The sequence below is a fragment of the Pantoea vagans genome (assembly GCF_004792415.1).
GTDB lineage: Bacteria > Pseudomonadota > Gammaproteobacteria > Enterobacterales > Enterobacteriaceae > Pantoea > Pantoea vagans.
In genome coordinates this window covers 2,360,151-2,375,863 of record NZ_CP038853.1, presented here as the reverse complement: position 1 = coordinate 2,375,863, position 15,713 = coordinate 2,360,151, and the positions used below count along the sequence as shown (strand labels likewise).

15 protein-coding genes are annotated in these 15,713 nt (G+C 50.3%); 8 read left to right on the top strand and 7 right to left on the bottom strand.

Annotation, left to right across the window (positions count from 1 at the left end; translation table 11 throughout):
- Window positions 1-579: 579 nt before the first annotated feature.
- Window positions 580-2,298: an AIPR family protein gene (locus EGO56_RS11105; protein WP_135909097.1), complete on the top strand. Its 1,719-nt coding sequence runs from the start codon at window positions 580-582 to the stop codon at window positions 2,296-2,298.
- Window positions 2,299-2,376: 78 nt separating this feature from the next.
- On the opposite strand, the gene EGO56_RS11100 is transcribed toward EGO56_RS11105, so the two are convergent.
- The 3 genes from EGO56_RS11100 to pth all read right to left on the bottom strand — a co-directional run bounded on the left by EGO56_RS11100 (window position 2,377) and on the right by pth (window position 5,447).
- Window positions 2,377-3,087, bottom strand: a complete 711-nt coding sequence (locus EGO56_RS11100) for a hypothetical protein (protein WP_135909096.1) — start codon at window positions 3,085-3,087, stop codon at window positions 2,377-2,379.
- A gap of 572 nt (window positions 3,088-3,659) precedes the next feature.
- Window positions 3,660-4,751 carry a redox-regulated ATPase YchF gene (gene ychF / locus EGO56_RS11095; RefSeq protein ID WP_013357612.1) on the bottom strand — a complete coding sequence of 364 codons (1,092 nt, stop codon included), beginning with the start codon at window positions 4,749-4,751 and terminating at the stop codon, window positions 3,660-3,662.
- A 108-nt stretch (window positions 4,752-4,859) separates the two neighbouring features.
- Window positions 4,860-5,447 carry an aminoacyl-tRNA hydrolase gene (gene pth, locus EGO56_RS11090; RefSeq protein ID WP_135909094.1) on the bottom strand — a complete coding sequence of 196 codons (588 nt, stop codon included), beginning with the start codon at window positions 5,445-5,447 and terminating at the stop codon, window positions 4,860-4,862.
- Between the two features lie 255 nt (window positions 5,448-5,702).
- On the opposite strand from pth, the gene ychH reads away from it, so the two are divergent.
- Entirely contained in the window at window positions 5,703-5,978 is a 276-nt protein-coding gene (gene ychH / locus EGO56_RS11085; RefSeq protein WP_135909092.1) for a stress-induced protein YchH, read from the top strand.
- Here the strand turns inward: ychH and EGO56_RS11080 are convergent.
- The 4 genes from EGO56_RS11080 to lolB form a co-directional block, all read right to left on the bottom strand.
- Window positions 5,975-7,126 carry a GGDEF domain-containing protein gene (locus EGO56_RS11080; protein WP_135909091.1) on the bottom strand — a complete coding sequence of 384 codons (1,152 nt, stop codon included), beginning with the start codon at window positions 7,124-7,126 and terminating at the stop codon, window positions 5,975-5,977. The genes ychH and EGO56_RS11080 overlap by 4 nt on opposite strands.
- Before the next feature lie 211 nt (window positions 7,127-7,337).
- Window positions 7,338-8,285 carry a ribose-phosphate diphosphokinase gene (prs, locus tag EGO56_RS11075; RefSeq protein WP_003850825.1) on the bottom strand — a complete coding sequence of 316 codons (948 nt, stop codon included), beginning with the start codon at window positions 8,283-8,285 and terminating at the stop codon, window positions 7,338-7,340.
- A 136-nt stretch (window positions 8,286-8,421) separates the two neighbouring features.
- Window positions 8,422-9,279: a 4-(cytidine 5'-diphospho)-2-C-methyl-D-erythritol kinase gene (gene ispE, locus EGO56_RS11070; RefSeq protein ID WP_135909089.1), complete on the bottom strand. Its 858-nt coding sequence runs from the start codon at window positions 9,277-9,279 to the stop codon at window positions 8,422-8,424.
- Window positions 9,276-9,899, bottom strand: a complete 624-nt coding sequence (gene lolB / locus EGO56_RS11065) for a lipoprotein insertase outer membrane protein LolB (protein WP_033782873.1) — start codon at window positions 9,897-9,899, stop codon at window positions 9,276-9,278. The genes ispE and lolB overlap by 4 nt, the downstream gene beginning before the upstream one ends.
- A gap of 216 nt (window positions 9,900-10,115) precedes the next feature.
- Here lolB and hemA point away from each other — a divergent pair, with 216 nt between their 5' ends.
- From hemA to kdsA, 6 genes are read left to right on the top strand one after another with little or no spacing between them, the layout of a single operon-like run.
- Window positions 10,116-11,372, top strand: coding sequence for a glutamyl-tRNA reductase (gene hemA, locus EGO56_RS11060; RefSeq protein ID WP_013357619.1), 1,257 nt, complete (start codon window positions 10,116-10,118; stop codon window positions 11,370-11,372).
- Between the two features lie 43 nt (window positions 11,373-11,415).
- Complete coding sequence (gene prfA, locus EGO56_RS11055) at window positions 11,416-12,498, top strand: peptide chain release factor 1 (RefSeq protein ID WP_135909087.1); 1,083 nt, start codon at window positions 11,416-11,418, stop codon at window positions 12,496-12,498.
- Window positions 12,498-13,331, top strand: a complete 834-nt coding sequence (gene prmC / locus EGO56_RS11050; RefSeq protein WP_135909085.1) for a peptide chain release factor N(5)-glutamine methyltransferase — start codon at window positions 12,498-12,500, stop codon at window positions 13,329-13,331. The genes prfA and prmC overlap by 1 nt, the downstream gene beginning before the upstream one ends.
- A 23-nt stretch (window positions 13,332-13,354) precedes the next feature.
- Window positions 13,355-13,747, top strand: a complete 393-nt coding sequence (locus EGO56_RS11045; RefSeq protein ID WP_135910566.1) for a SirB2 family protein — start codon at window positions 13,355-13,357, stop codon at window positions 13,745-13,747.
- Between the two features lies 1 nt (window position 13,748).
- Window positions 13,749-14,558: an invasion regulator SirB1 gene (sirB1, locus tag EGO56_RS11040; RefSeq protein ID WP_033732389.1), complete on the top strand. Its 810-nt coding sequence runs from the start codon at window positions 13,749-13,751 to the stop codon at window positions 14,556-14,558.
- Window positions 14,559-14,583: 25 nt separating this feature from the next.
- Window positions 14,584-15,438 carry a 3-deoxy-8-phosphooctulonate synthase gene (gene kdsA, locus EGO56_RS11035; protein ID WP_033732390.1) on the top strand — a complete coding sequence of 285 codons (855 nt, stop codon included), beginning with the start codon at window positions 14,584-14,586 and terminating at the stop codon, window positions 15,436-15,438.
- Window positions 15,439-15,713: the final 275 nt, after the last annotated feature.

The following is a 15,713-nucleotide window of genomic DNA, read 5'->3' as shown; positions in this document are numbered from 1 at the left end:
CTGGAATGTGCGGACAGAGATTATTGAGACGGCGTTGAAATGAAAAAATCCACGCTACGGTGTGGATTTTAGGGAATCTTTCAGACTTCAAGGGGTTGCTAAATCCCATAAGCCAACAAAGTTAAATGAGGTGTACAGCGTGATCATAAAACCTACGATATCATCTTTCAAACATCTGAAACCAGCTACTGTGGTGGTGCTGTTCTGGTATCTTACTGCGTTGATCAGTATGAAGAAATCATGAAATACAAGAAAGGGCAGGAAGTCAATATAACTGGGAGTCATTTATGACATCGGAGATAGGGTGTTCAACACCCATTATAACGGAAATATGGCATGGAAGCTGATTGAAATGGATAATGAATTTATTAGATAAGAATAATGATTATGTAATTGACAGCAGAAGTTCTGCTATAGTTTATTTGAGTGTTTTTTTTCAACTAAACTTCTTGACTATATTATTAATGCTTTTACTTTAAATTAATTCCTACATTACATTAAAGTGAAGTGCTAAGTTTTTTGTTTTTTGTTATTTCAGGTGTATAGTTAACCCAATTGTTATGGATAGAGGTGGTTAAGATGGCAGGATTAAATACGTTTAAAAATTTGAATGTTAAATGTGAGAAGTATTATAATCTTCTTACAAAAACGATTCCCATTAAAAAAGTATTATCAGAAGAAAAAGTAATTGATAAGCGCAGGATTGGGTTCTATCTTTTTATTTTAGAGTCTTTTGGCAGAGGGAAAGATATCGTTGATCTTTCACAATGTATTATTGATTCTGATTTTAATGATATTGTTTATGGCGTGGGGCATGATGATCTTGGTATTGATGCTGTCCTGTTTGATGACGAAAATCAAGAGATAAACCTCTTCAACTTTAAATACAGAGAAAAGTTTAGCGCAACATCTACCCAAGCTATTAATGATCCTTTTATAAGCTCGAAGTATTTCAACGCAATTGAAACTGAAAATTTATCTGGTGTCAATGGAAAAGTAAAGGATTCGTTAGAAAGAATTATCGAGTTATTAAATGGCAATAATATATGGAAAATAACTTTTTACGCAGTAAGTAATGAGAGTAATAACATACGGCTAAACGATCCTCACTTGGATAGACTGAGGGATATATATGATCTTGAGGTGAAGTCAATATCATTAGATTATATTTCAGATATGATGTCTTTAAGGCCAGAGCCAATATGCGCATCAATACTATTCGATTCAAATTGTATTATGCCTTATGTTGAGCATGAGTTGTCATCTTCAAAATCCTATATAGTTAGAATGAAAGCCAGTGAATTAATAAGAATTACTTCAAGGAATTCTTCTTTAAGAGATGATTATAATATTGAAGATATACATCCTTTATCAAAAACTGAATTAGATTATGGTGTTTTGTTTGATAATGTTCGTGGTTTTGTTATGAACTCAAAATATAATGTAAACATAAAGAAAACACTAAGCAATAGTCCGTCAAAGTTATTTATGTATAATAATGGCATTACAATGGTAGCTAAAGAAATTCATTCTGAAGGTATCAATGGTAACAGAAAGCAAAAGATGAGGATAAATGATTTTCAGGTTTTGAATGGTGGGCAAACATTAAGGACTATTCACGATTTTAATAAAGAGTCGGAAAAAAATATAGCTGATATTCTTAATGAATGTGAAATTCTTGTGAGAATTTTCTCATCTAGCGGCAATGACAATACGATAAATAAGATTGCGGAATATACAAACAGCCAAAACTCAATTTCAACCGCCGATCTAAAATCTTTAAGTTCAGAACAGATCGATATTGAAAACTATTTATCTAATTATGACATCCTTTATTCTAGGAAGAGTGGCGATATAGGCGATAGCGATAAAAATTACAATTATCAAATCACAATGGAGAAATTTGGTCAGCTTTTGTTAGCGATTAAAAAAGGAGAGCCAGATAAATCATCAAATCATAAGCAATACATTTTCAGTAAATATTATGATGATCTTTTCTTAAATGGCTTTGATGTTTCCGAATCACTTGAAATTATCAATAAATATAAAAATTCAATTGCAGCATATTATAATCGGCCTGATGTCGTTTTTATGGAGCAAAAAATTTATTATTTAGTTTATATGATTAGCAAATATCCATCATGCAATGTTGATATTCTTATTAATATTCTTGAGGAAGAAATATCCTCTTTCCGTGAGGGTGATAAATCTTTATCAGATGCAAGAAAAATGATACAGGTGCGTTTCCGGGAGGGGCTTGAATTTTCTCTTAAACAAAAAATGGCAAGTCTTGGGTAACGTCAATGGAAGGGCTTAATTTTATTAAGCCCACTGAATATAAAAAATAGAAGCACATGGTTTACAGCATTTTAATACTTATTTTTTTTCATCAATTATTATCTTTTTTGGTGTTTTAGTGAACACTGACCAGTTTAAATCAAATGCTAGGCAGGATTTATCATCAACCCTTAAATAAGTTCTATTTTTCTCTTTTGCACCACAGTCCGATATGAACGTTGAATCTGCAAGCAACGCCAGTCTTATAAAATAGGGTGAAATATAAGCAGCGCCTATTGAGAAGGGAATAAGTAAAATCATTAGAAAATAAAACCTACTTGCGAAAATATAATATTCTGAACTTGTGATTTTATTTTTTAAATTGGCGGTCATGAAAAAGGATAGTTGAGCTAAGACCTGTATTGATAATAACAAAAAAAGAGAAATAAAGGCTATTAGTATATAAACTAATATGATGGACATAGGTATCGCCATAATTGCAGGTGCATATTTTAACTTGTCCTCGCTTATACCAATTGAGTAACTTAATATTTTAAGTGATAAGATATACGATAAAAACCAAATAAAGATATTGTAAAATTTTATCATGAATGCACTTTTAGTTATTATTATTAATTTTTTGCTGATGGGGTAAATTTCTTTAAGGCTGATTAAAAACATCAGTACAAAAGCACAATAAACATGTTGCCTTAATAGGAGGGCAGCAATAATCATATATGCTGCAAATGTAATGACATTATGCCTTTTTTCATACAGCCATTTTAAAGTGAGTATAAAAAATCTTTTCATTTTAAATATTCCAAGAAGATGCTATGGTTTGGTTTTTTGAGATATATAACTTGTCATTTGATGTTATATTTTATGGTCAAAATAAATGCTATCGGAGAAATGAATTTAAATTTTATTATATTTCTATTTGAAAAACAATATACCTACTTTACATGCTTGATTGCATTTATCGCGAGTTTAGGCTGGTTTAAACGTCGGGTGCTCACCCACCGCAAATATGTTGGATTTACCGCTTTTTAAACTGATAGTATCTTGCCTTACTGCCATTGAATTTTACTTCGAGATAAAGACCGCTGAAATCCTTGAGTCGATGGTTTTTTATTTCGGCTGGGTAGTGCGGCAGTGATTATTTGTGAGCATAACGGTGCCTTGTTTATTTTTAATATCGTTCTTGAACTCACTTAAATGAATGTGGAAGAATATTGTACTCATCCATGTACTCATTTTTGATTGCGTTGTTACGAAATGAAGTCAGACTTTATGAAATAAAAAATCCACGCCAGGGCGTGGATTTTAAATATTTTCGCGTCTTCATGAGATTCGTTGAAGCCTCATGAGACAACACATTTTATTTAGACGTTAAACAAAAAGTTCATCACATCGCCATCTTTCACGATGTACTCTTTGCCTTCTGAGCGCATTTTGCCGGCTTCTTTCGCGCCTTGCTCGCCTTTGTAAGCGATGAAGTCTTCAAACGCGATAGTCTGGGCGCGGATAAAGCCTTTCTCGAAGTCGGTATGGATTTTACCGGCTGCCTGTGGAGCAGTGGCGCCAACCGGGATGGTCCAGGCACGCACTTCTTTCACGCCAGCGGTGAAGTAGGTCTGCAGGTTCAGCAGCGAGTAACCGGCACGGATAACGCGGTTCAGGCCCGGCTCTTCCAGTCCCAGTTCTGCCATGAACTCTTCACGATCTTCATCTTCCAGTTCGGCAATGTCCGACTCAACGGCGGCGCACACCGGCACAACGACTGAACCTTCTGCTTCAGCAATCGCACGCACCTGATCCAGGTATGGGTTGTTCTCGAAACCATCTTCATTGACGTTAGCAATGTACATCGTTGGTTTCAGGGTCAGGAAGCTCAGATAGCGGATGGCCGCTTTGTCGTCAGCATCCAGATCCAGTGAACGCAGCATGCCCGCTTCAGAAAGATGTGGCAGGCACTTCTCCAGCGCAGCCAGCTCGGCTTTGGCATCTTTATCGCCGCCTTTGGCTTTCTTCTGCACACGCTGAATCGCACGCTCACAGGTTTCCAGATCGGACAGTGCCAGCTCGGTATTGATGACGTCAATATCTTCCGCCGGGTTCACTTTCCCCGCGACGTGGATGATGTTGTCGTTTTCAAAGCAGCGCACTACATGGCCGATCGCTTCGGTTTCGCGGATGTTGGTCAGGAACTGGTTGCCCAGGCCTTCACCTTTGGATGCACCTTTCACCAGGCCCGCGATATCGACGAATTCCATGGTAGTCGGCACCACGCGCTGTGGCTTAACAATCTCAGAAAGCTGGTCCAGACGCAGGTCAGGCATGGGCACCACGCCGGTGTTTGGCTCAATGGTACAGAACGGGAAGTTAGCCGCTTCGATGCCCGCTTTAGTCAGCGCGTTAAACAGAGTGGATTTACCGACGTTCGGCAGGCCCACGATACCGCATTTGAATCCCATGGTTTGATACCCTTTATAACTGGATGGACAGCGCGCCAGAGGGCGGACTGTCGGAGACGAATGGAAAAATTTCGCGCATTATACACGGAATCACGACGATTCGGGCGTTTAAGCAGGCCTGAAGGCGTGCAACCGGTTCATTGCCTTGATGCGATCCTCTTTCAGCCACAGTTCGGTGCAGCGCGCCGCCTCATCAATGGCATCATCAATCAGCTTCTGCTCGCTGGCGGGCGGCTTGCCCAGCACAAATCCGGTCACCTTGTTGCGATCGCCGGGATGCCCGATACCGATGCGCAGCCGATGGAAATTATTGTTGTTGCCCAGCTTGCTGATGATGTCTTTCAGGCCGTTATGGCCGCCATGGCCGCCGCCCTGCTTGAATTTTGCCACACCGGGCGGCAAATCGAGTTCATCATGCGCTACCAGAATCTCTTCTGGCGCGATGCGATAAAAGGTCGCCATCGCCGCCACCGCTTTACCACTCAGGTTCATAAAGGTGGTCGGCACCAGCAGGCGCACATCCTCACCGGCTATCGCCAGGCGGGCGGTGTAGCCATAGAATTTGCTTTCCTCTTTCAGTGACTGATTGTGGCGTTCAGCCAGTAGATCCAGATACCAGGCACCCGCATTGTGGCGTGTGGCGGCATATTCAGCGCCCGGATTGGCCAGTCCCACAATCAGTTTAATGCTGCTCACAATGATTATCCTGCTGTTATCGCGAAAGGGCGTTAGTTTACTTCGCCACAGGCGAGATGACAAAGCACAAGCATTGAAATGGTTCAGAACGGTGATTAATCATTTTCTATCTAAATCAACAGGCTGCATTCAGGGCCAGGTCATTCTTTATAGCTGATGTGTGATCCAGTCCGCAACGTGGACCCCAGCCATTGCCTAAACTTATGGCACTTAACATTGTGTGCGGTTATTAACTCATATGGATGGAGGTGCAGCATGAAACATCAACACTGCCGCGTAGCGGGTAACAGCTTGATGGTACTGGGATTAGTCACAATGGTGCTGGGTGTTGGGTTTTCAATCATGAACCAGCTGCCGACACTCGATTTGCCGCCGTTGCTGGCGCAGGCCGCGATGTTAGGCATCTTTATCGGTGCACTGCTGTGGCTGGTGGGAGCGGGTCTGAGTGGTCGTGAAAGGGTGGAAGATCGTTATTACTGGCATCGTCGTTATGACAATCGCTGCCGCCGGTCACACAATTCACACCACTAACTGATGGCTGCCGGGACCGGATGCTGCGCAGTGCAGTTCCGGCCACTGGCTTTGGCGTGATAGAGCGCCGCATCTGCCAGCGCCAGTAAACTCTCAAAATCCTGCTGTCCCTGCGTGACCGTGGCAAAGCCAATGCTGACTGAATAAGCAATTTCATTGGGTTGCGATGCACAGACCGCCAGCCGGATCGCCTCACACCATGCCTCTGCATCCCGTGCTCCCGCCGGAATGATGGCCGCAAACTCTTCTCCGCCCAGTCGTGCAAAACGCCCCTCAGCCGGTATCAATCCTCTGACTATTTCGCAAAAGTGAATCAAAATCTGGTCGCCCTGATGATGGCCATACCGATCGTTGATGCTTTTAAAATGATCGAGGTCGAACAGTATCGCGCTGAACGGCCGGTTCTGACGGCGGCAGCGCGCCACTATTTTCTCTGCTTCAGTAAATAAGGCACGGCGATTCCAGACGCTGGTCAGCGGATCGTGCAGGGAAGTGTGTTTTAACGCGATCTGCATCCGCTCATTCACCATGGCCAGAATGGTAAACGTCAGGCCGATGACAAACAGAATGGATTCCAGAATCACGTAAACCGAGAAATCCGACCCGCCAATCGCCCCAGGTTGCGTGCTGGGAATGGCGCTATCCAGAAACAGACGCGCCAGATGAAACAGCAGGTGGATCCACAGCAGCAACTGGGCAGGCCAGAAAGTGGCTTTCAGCGTGTCACGCGCCTGCCAGACCAGCTGGATCAGTGCGGCGGTATAGGCGACGCAGGCGATGCACAATACCAGTACCCGTTTGGGTAAGCTGTGATAAAACGCCGGAAAGTAGCAGAGGAGTGCCCAGAGCAGGGCACCCAATAGCCAGTGCGTGCCGATGGGTTTACCGCAGAAGCGCCGGAACGCATTTAATAATCCGCCATAAGCCAGCATCACTAACACATTGCCCACCGCAACCGGCAGGAAATGCAGGCCGCTGCTGCGCAGACTGCTTAAGAATACGGCAATCAGGGTGAAAACCAGTGACAGACAGGTGAAGCCAAGAACGCGGTCATAGTGCGACCCGACCCAGGCAAAAACCATAATGATGCTCAGAAACCCCAGCACATAGAGCTCGCAGACAAACAATGTGTAGATATCGAGGCTCATGGTGGCTGAATTCTGATGGGAAATGCGCAGCAAATTACCACTTAACGCTAAACGGCAGAAGCAGGGGAACATCGCGTTTTAGTAAAAGAGTGGGTGGCGTTGAAAATAGGGGATTAAAAGGAAATTTATCGGGGAAAAGTCAGAAAAAAAAGCGCGTTAATCCAGACGGCAGAGATAAAAAAACCGGGCACAGGGCCCGGTTCCGCGAAGATTAATGCTCGAACATCGCCGAGATCGATTCTTCGTTACTGATGCGGCGAATCGCTTCGGCCAGCATGCCAGATAAGGTCAGTGTGCGCACATTCGGCAGTGACTTAATCTCGTCAGAAAGCGGGATGGTATCGCAGACGATGACCTGGTCGAGTACAGATTTACGCAGGTTTTCAACCGCATTGCCGGAGAAGATCGGGTGGGTCGCGTAAGCAAATACGCGTTTGGCACCACGTTCTTTCAGCGCTTCAGCCGCTTTGCACAGCGTGCCGCCGGTGTCGATCATATCGTCGACCAGCACGCAGTCGCGGCCAGCAACGTCACCGATGATGTGCATCACCTGAGAAACGTTCGCGCGAGGGCGGCGTTTATCGATGATAGCCATATCGGTGTCGTTCAGCAGTTTAGCGATAGCACGGGCACGTACTACGCCACCAATATCGGGAGAAACAACAATCGGGTTTTCCAGACCGATCTGCATCATATCTTCCAGCAGGATCGGGCTGCCAAATACGTTATCAACCGGGACGTCGAAGAAGCCCTGGATCTGCTCGGCGTGCAGGTCAACCGTAAGAACACGGTCAACACCGACGCTGGAAAGGAAGTCTGCCACTACTTTTGCGGTGATAGGCACACGCGCGGAACGCACGCGGCGGTCCTGACGGGCATAACCAAAGTAGGGGATGACTGCGGTAATACGACCAGCAGAAGCACGACGCAGCGCGTCGACCATCACAACCAGTTCCATCAGATTATCGTTGGTGGGAGCACAGGTGGACTGGATGATGAAAATATCACCACCGCGTACATTTTCATTAATCTGTACGCTCACTTCACCATCACTGAAACGGCCTACAGCGGCGTCTCCCAGGCTGGTGTAAAGGCGATTGGCAATACGTTGTGCTAGTTCCGGGGTGGCGTTACCAGCAAATAGCTTCATATCAGGCACGAGAAGAACCTCAGGCTTTGCGTCCAGAGAATGAACGGCATGACTGTAACCGGCGCGTACGGTCATAGACGTTCACACGGGTGTGTTAATGCGAAACGTGCAGTGTCTGGAACGGGGTGACACTGTCACGCATTCGCTAATCGCCTCGCAGGGTACGCTGTAACGGCGAGACATTAACGCCCCGGGCTACAAATCCGCGTACCCCATTCGGGGCAAGCTCCAGCACCTGGCGGGCGGCGGACTCGGTGTCAAATTCAGCAAACACACAAGCGCCTGTGCCAGTCAGGCGTGACGGCGCGTATTCTAGCAGCCAGGAAACAAGCGCATCAACCTCACGAAAACGTTTTCTTACCACTGCTTCACAATCATTGGTGAAGGGTAAGGCTAAAAGCGTCGATAAACTGCGCGATGGCGTATCCCGCGTCAGCCCGGGGTCGTTGAATACCACGGGTGTGCTGATGTTCACACCAGGATGGGCGACAAGATACCACTTTTCTTCCGGCGCTGCGGGCTGAAGTTGTTCACCCACACCCTCTGCAAAGGCCGCAAAGCCATGCACAAAGACCGGTACATCCGCGCCCAGCTTCACGCCGATTGCCGCCAGCTCATCCGGTGTGAAGCCGGTTTGCCACAGATGATTCAGCGCCACCAGCACGGTCGCCGCATCAGAAGAGCCACCACCGATGCCGCCGCCCATAGGCAGCCTTTTCTCGATAGCAATCTGCGCACCTGCGCGTGCGGGCAGGCGATGGTTGTCCTGTGCCGCCTGCTTCAGCATGGTCGCGGCGCGCACAATCAGGTTGTCCGCATCTGCGACGCCCGGCACCGGCGTTAACAGCTGAACAGAATCGCTGTGATCGACGCTAATCTGCAATTCATCCCCGTAGTCGAGAAACTGAAACAGCGTCTGCAGGTTGTGATAGCCGTCGGGACGACGGCCAGTGATGTAGAGAAAAAGATTCAGTTTTGCCGGGGCAGGCCAGTGGGTGATCATTGAACGGTCCAGCCGTCCATACGCAGTTTAATCCGCTGGTCGCCCTCTTTCAGCTCCAGGCTGGACGGCAGCGGCGGGGTAACCTTGCTGTCGTAGCCCGCAATCGAAACCTGCCAGTTCTGACCGTCGCGGCTGTAGTTGAGGCTGCTCAGCTGATAGCTATCGTTAAGCTTATAATCCGTGGCATCGCCCGGCAGACCCATCATCCACTGACGCAGATTCGCCAGCGGAATGTTCATGCCGGTCAGCTGCGAGATCATTTTCTGCGCATCGTTGCTGACGTAGCGCTTGCCTTTGTTATCGACGATCTGCACTACCGAGCCCTGCGCATCGAGCTGCAGCTCGGTGCTGCCGAGCGGATTGGTCAGCAGCAGGCGATAGCGATCGGGTGCGGTCTGCTGCCAGTTGAAGCGAGCGTAGACTTTCTGCTTGTCAGAGAGGTAGGCAAAGGCGCCGCGGGTCTGGTAGTGCGTGACCTTTGAGACCGCCTGCTGATGCTGTTGCCATTGTGGCGCGGTAACGCTGGGGCCGGGACCTTGCGGTTTGTTGACGCTACAGGCCGCCAGCAGCACGCTGGCAAGGGGCAAAAGGCGCAACAGATTGCGTGGTGAATTAAGCATCAAGTGGTCATCTCCTCGGACACATTTATTATTCGTAACGGATAACGCTAACCGTCCCGGTTTTAACCGTCAATGCTGTTATGCAGCAAATTGAGCACGAACAGGTTAATCTTATTACAGTCATAGCCTTTGTATGGCTTTTCTTGATCTGCCGCATCTTGTAGAATGCGCCTCACAAAACCCTGACATTATTGGGACATCCCAACCAAAACCGCCATGACGCTGCTCGCTCTCGGAATCAACCACAAGACTGCCCCCATTGCTCTGCGCGAACGCGTTTCGTTCGGGCCGGAGACGCTTGAGCAGGCGCTGAACAGCCTGTTATCACAGCCAATGGTGCAGAGCGGCGTGGTGTTGTCCACCTGTAACCGGACGGAACTCTACCTGAGTGTAGAGCAGCAGGCCGATTTACAGGCGCGTCTGGTGAGCTGGTTATGCAATTATCATCAGCTGGATGAAGAGGATGTGCGCAACAGCCTCTACTGGCATCAGGATAACGAGGCGGTCAGCCACCTGATGCGCGTCGCCAGCGGACTCGATTCACTGGTGCTGGGCGAACCTCAGATCCTCGGTCAGGTAAAAAAAGCGTTTGCCGACTCCTCACGTGGTCATGCGCTGAGCAGTGAACTGGAACGCATGTTCCAGAAAACCTTCTCTGTCGCCAAACGCGTGCGCACGGAAACCGATATCGGTGCCAATGCGGTGTCAGTGGCGTTTGCCGCCTGTACGCTGGCCCGCCAAATCTTCGAATCCCTCTCCTCCGTTAATGTGTTGCTGGTTGGCGCGGGTGAAACCATTGAGCTGGTGGCACGTCATCTGCGTGAACATCAGGTCAAAAATCTGATCATCGCGAACCGTACCCGCGAGCGTGCTGAAGCGCTGGCGTCGGAAGTGGGTGCAGAGGTGATTACGCTGGCGGAGATTGATGCCCGCCTGGCCGAAGCCGACATTATTATCTCCTCAACCTCCAGTCCGCTACCGATTATCGGTAAGGGGATGATGGAACGCGCTCTGAAAGCGCGACGTAACAAACCCATGCTGCTGGTCGATATTGCGGTGCCACGCGACGTGGAGCCGGAAGTGGGCGATCTGCCTAACGCCTATCTCTATAGCGTGGATGACCTGCAGGCGATCATCGAGCAGAACCTGGCGCAGCGCAAAGCGGCCGCGGTTCAGGCCGAAAGCATCGTGGTTCAGGAAAGCAGCGAGTTCATGGCGTGGCTGCGCTCACAGGGCGCGGTGAATACCATCCGTGAATATCGTTCTCAGGCGGAGGATATCCGTGCTGAGCTGGAAGGCCGTGCGCTGCAGGCGCTGCAGCAGGGTGCCGATCCGCAGAAAGTCATGCAGGAACTGGCGCACAAGCTGACTAACCGTTTAATACACGCTCCAACCAAATCACTTCAGCAGGCCGCCCGCGACGGCGATAATGAACGCCTGCAGATTTTACGCGACAGCCTGGGTCTCGATTAGGCACAACGCTGTCGCCACCTGTTTACGGGAATCCCACATTTAAATGAAAACCTCTATAGTTGCCAAACTGGAAGCCCTGCAGGAGCGCCACGAAGAAGTGGAAGCGATGCTGGGTGATGCTGGCGTGATCGCCGATCAGGAGCGTTTCCGTGCGCTGTCACGCGAATATGCTCAACTGACCGATGTGACCCGTTGCTTCCGCGACTGGCAGCAGGTTCAGGAAGATATCGAAACGGCGCAGCAGATGCTCGACGATCCTGAAATGCGCGATATGGCGCAGGAAGAGTTGCAGGAAGCGCGTGAGAAGGGCGAAGCGCTGGAGCAGCAGTTACAGGTGCTGTTACTGCCGAAAGATCCCGACGATGAGCGCGCCTGTTTTATTGAAGTACGCGCCGGAACGGGCGGCGACGAAGCCGCGATCTTCGCCGGCGATCTGTTCCGCATGTACAGCCGCTATGCCGAAGCGCGTCGCTGGCGGGTGGAGATCGTCAGCGCCAACGAAGGCGAGCATGGCGGTTACAAAGAAGTGATTGCCCGCGTCACCGGCGACGGTGCCTATGGCCGCATGAAGTTCGAATCAGGCGGACACCGCGTGCAGCGCGTGCCGGAGACCGAATCCCAGGGCCGTATTCATACTTCAGCCTGCACCGTTGCCGTGATGCCGGAAATTCCGGAAGCGGAACTGCCGGAAATCAACGCTGGTGACCTGAAGATCGATACCTTCCGCTCATCCGGCGCAGGCGGTCAGCACGTTAACACCACCGACTCCGCGATCCGTATTACCCACCTGCCAACCGGCATCGTGGTGGAGTGTCAGGACGAACGTTCACAGCATAAAAACAAAGCCAAAGCGCTGGCGGTGCTGGGTTCGCGTATTCATGCGGCAGAGATGGCACGCCGTCACGCCGCCGAGGCCAGTACCCGCCGCAACCTGCTGGGCAGCGGCGATCGTTCTGACCGTAACCGTACCTATAACTTCCCGCAGGGCCGCGTGACTGACCATCGCATCAATCTGACGATCTACCGTCTGGACGAAGTAATGGAAGGCAAACTCGACAGCCTGATTGAGCCAATTGTGCAGGAGTACCAGGCGGATCAGCTGGCGGCACTGGCTGGTCAGGATTAATGGATATTCGTCACTGGCTGAAGCAGGCGGTCGCCACGCTGTGTGGTGGTGACAGTCCGAAGCGTGACGCAGAGATCCTGTTAGGTTTCGTGACCGGCAAATCGCGCAGCTGGTTAATTGCCTTCGATGAAACGGTGCTCAGCGATGCGCAACTCGCACAGCTGGACAGCCTGCTGGCGCGTCGCGCCCGGGGTGAACCGGTGGCGCATCTGGTAGGCGAGCGTGAGTTCTGGTCGCTGCCGTTACGTGTCAGTGACGCCACGCTGATCCCGCGCCCGGACACCGAACTGCTGGTTGAGCAGGCGCTGGCGCATCTGCCCGCGACTCCCTCGACCATTCTGGATATGGGCACCGGCACCGGGGCGATTGCGCTGGCGCTGGCCAGCGAGCGGCCCGACTGTCAGGTGACCGGCGTGGATCGCATTGAAGCCGCCGTTGAGCTGGCAGGCAGCAATGCAGAAAAGCTCAACCTCTCTAATACCACCTTTCTGCTCAGTCACTGGTTTCAGGCGCTGACGCCGCAGCGCTTTACGCTTATCGTCAGCAACCCGCCTTATATTGATGCCAGCGACAGTCACCTGGAGCAGGGCGACGTGCGTTTCGAACCGCGCAGCGCGCTGGTGGCGGATGAAGCGGGGCTGGCCGATCTGCGCACGCTGATTGAGCAGGCGCCCGCGTGGCTGCTGCCGGGTGGCTGGCTGCTGCTGGAACATGGCTGGCAGCAGGGTGAGGCGGTGGCCACGCTGATGCGGAATAATGGCTATGACGCCGTTGAAACCGTCAGGGATTACGGCGGTAATCCGCGTGTGACGCTGGGCCAGTTCCCTTCATAAAAGCGCTTTGAAAAGGATTCATGATGTTTGCTTTTTATCCCCTGATTAAAAATCTGCATATCTTAACGGTCGTGCTGACCGTGACGCTGTTCCTGCTGCGGTTTTACTGGCTACGCCGTGGTTCGGCGATGATGACAAAACGCTGGGTCCGCATTGTGCCGCACGTCAACGACACCCTGTTACTGGTGACCGGCGTCCTGCTGGTGGTGATTACCCACTTCTATCCCTTCACGCCACAAGGAAGCTGGCTGACGGAGAAGCTTTTAGCGGTTATCATCTACATCGCCTTAGGATTTGTGGCATTGAGTCGCCGTCCACGCACTGATCGCACCCGCTGGATCGCTTTTCTGGTGGCGTTAATCGCCCTGGTGACCATCATTACGCTGGCGCTGACCAAAATGCCGTTATGGGGATAGCATGACCTCGACCGAACAATTAGATTTCAGCCAGACACCGCTGTGTGAAGCGGTGATTGGTGCCACGCTTGCCATCCGCGCCGATTTCCCGGCGGTGTCGGTGGAAGCGCAGCTTGCGGCGTTAGTCGCCGAAGCGCGTGACTATGTCAGTGATATCGAAGATGCTGACATGCAGCTCGAAAAGCTGCTTGAGCTGTTTTATCGCCAGTGGGGATTTTGCGGCGCCAGCGGCGTCTACAAACTTTCTGATGCGCTCTGGATCGACAATGTCTTAAAGACCCGTCAGGGCACCGCCGTGTCACTGGGTGTGATTCTGCTGCACATCGCCGCCGAGCTGGAACTGCCGCTGATGCCGGTGATCTTCCCGACGCAGCTGATTCTGCGCGCCGACTGGATTGATGGCGACAAGTGGATGATTAACCCGTTCAATGGTGAAACCCTTGACCGGCATACGCTGGAGGTGTGGCTGAAAGGCAATATCAGCCCCACCGCGCGTCTGTATGACGATGATCTCGACGAAGCCAAAACCGTCACCGTGATGCGCAAGATGCTCGACACGCTGAAAGCGGCGTTGATGGAAGAGCAGAAGATGGAGCTGGCGCTGAACGTCAGTCAGGTGCTGTTGCGTATCGATCCGGATGATCCCTATGAAATCCGCGATCGCGGTTTGATCTACGCGCAGCTGGAGTGCGAACATATCGCCCTGAGTGATTTAAACTATTTCGTTGAGCAGTGTCCTGAAGACCCGGTCAGCGAAATGATCAAAGTTCAGATTCACGCAATCGAACAAAAACAGGTCACGCTGCACTAAGCGGACCCACTGAAAAGGAAAGGGCATGACACAGAAAGTCGTGAGTATTGGCGATATCAACGTTGCAAACGATCTGCCATTTGTACTGTTTGGCGGGATGAACGTGCTGGAGTCGCGCGACCTGGCGATGCGCATCTGCGAGCACTATGTCACCGTGACAAATAAACTCGGTATTCCTTACGTGTTTAAGGCGTCGTTTGATAAAGCGAACCGCTCCTCTATTCACTCTTATCGTGGCCCAGGCCTCGAAGAGGGGATGAAGATTTTCCAGGAGCTGAAGCAGACATTTGGCGTGAAGATTATCACTGATGTCCATGAAGCGGCACAGGCGCAGCCCGTCTCCGAAGTGGTTGATGTGATTCAGCTGCCGGCCTTCCTGGCGCGTCAGACTGACCTGGTGGAAGCGATGGCGAAAACCGGTGCGGTCATCAACGTGAAGAAGCCCCAGTTCGTCAGCCCGGGTCAGATGGGCAACATCGTGGATAAGTTCGCGGAAGGCGGCAACGAGCAGGTTATCCTGTGCGATCGCGGCAGCAACTTTGGCTATGACAATCTGGTTGTCGACATGCTTGGCTTTAACGTGATGAAGAAAGTCACCAAAAACAGCCCGGTAATTTTCGACGTGACCCATGCGCTGCAGACGCGCGATCCGTTTGGCGCGGCATCCGGTGGTCGTCGTGCGCAGGTGGCAGAGCTGGCGCGTGCCGGTATGGCGGTCGGCATTGCCGGTCTGTTTATCGAAGCGCATCCGGATCCGGAGCACGCCCTGTGTGATGGCCCATCCGCGCTGCCGCTGGATAAGCTGGAGCCGTTCCTGGTGCAGATGAAAGCGATTGACGATCTGGTGAAGAGCTTCCCGGAACTCGATACCAGCAAGTAAGTTTGCTGCAAAAAAGCACTGAATCGCCTAATAAGATTGTGTGAAATTCCGGCTCGATTCGCTGTGAAATTGAGCCAGTTCAGAGAACAGGGCCAGATCGAAAAGACGCTAAAGCCATCCATGGCCGCTCGGCCCGCGCCGTCCATGGCGCGGGACGCTTTTCTCCTCTGCCCCTGTTCCCTTCACGTTCAGTTCATCAGTTGCTGTCAGATTCATCCTGACCTGAGTTTTTAACGACAAAAAAAGAGCGATTAATCGCTCTTTTTTTTCGCCTG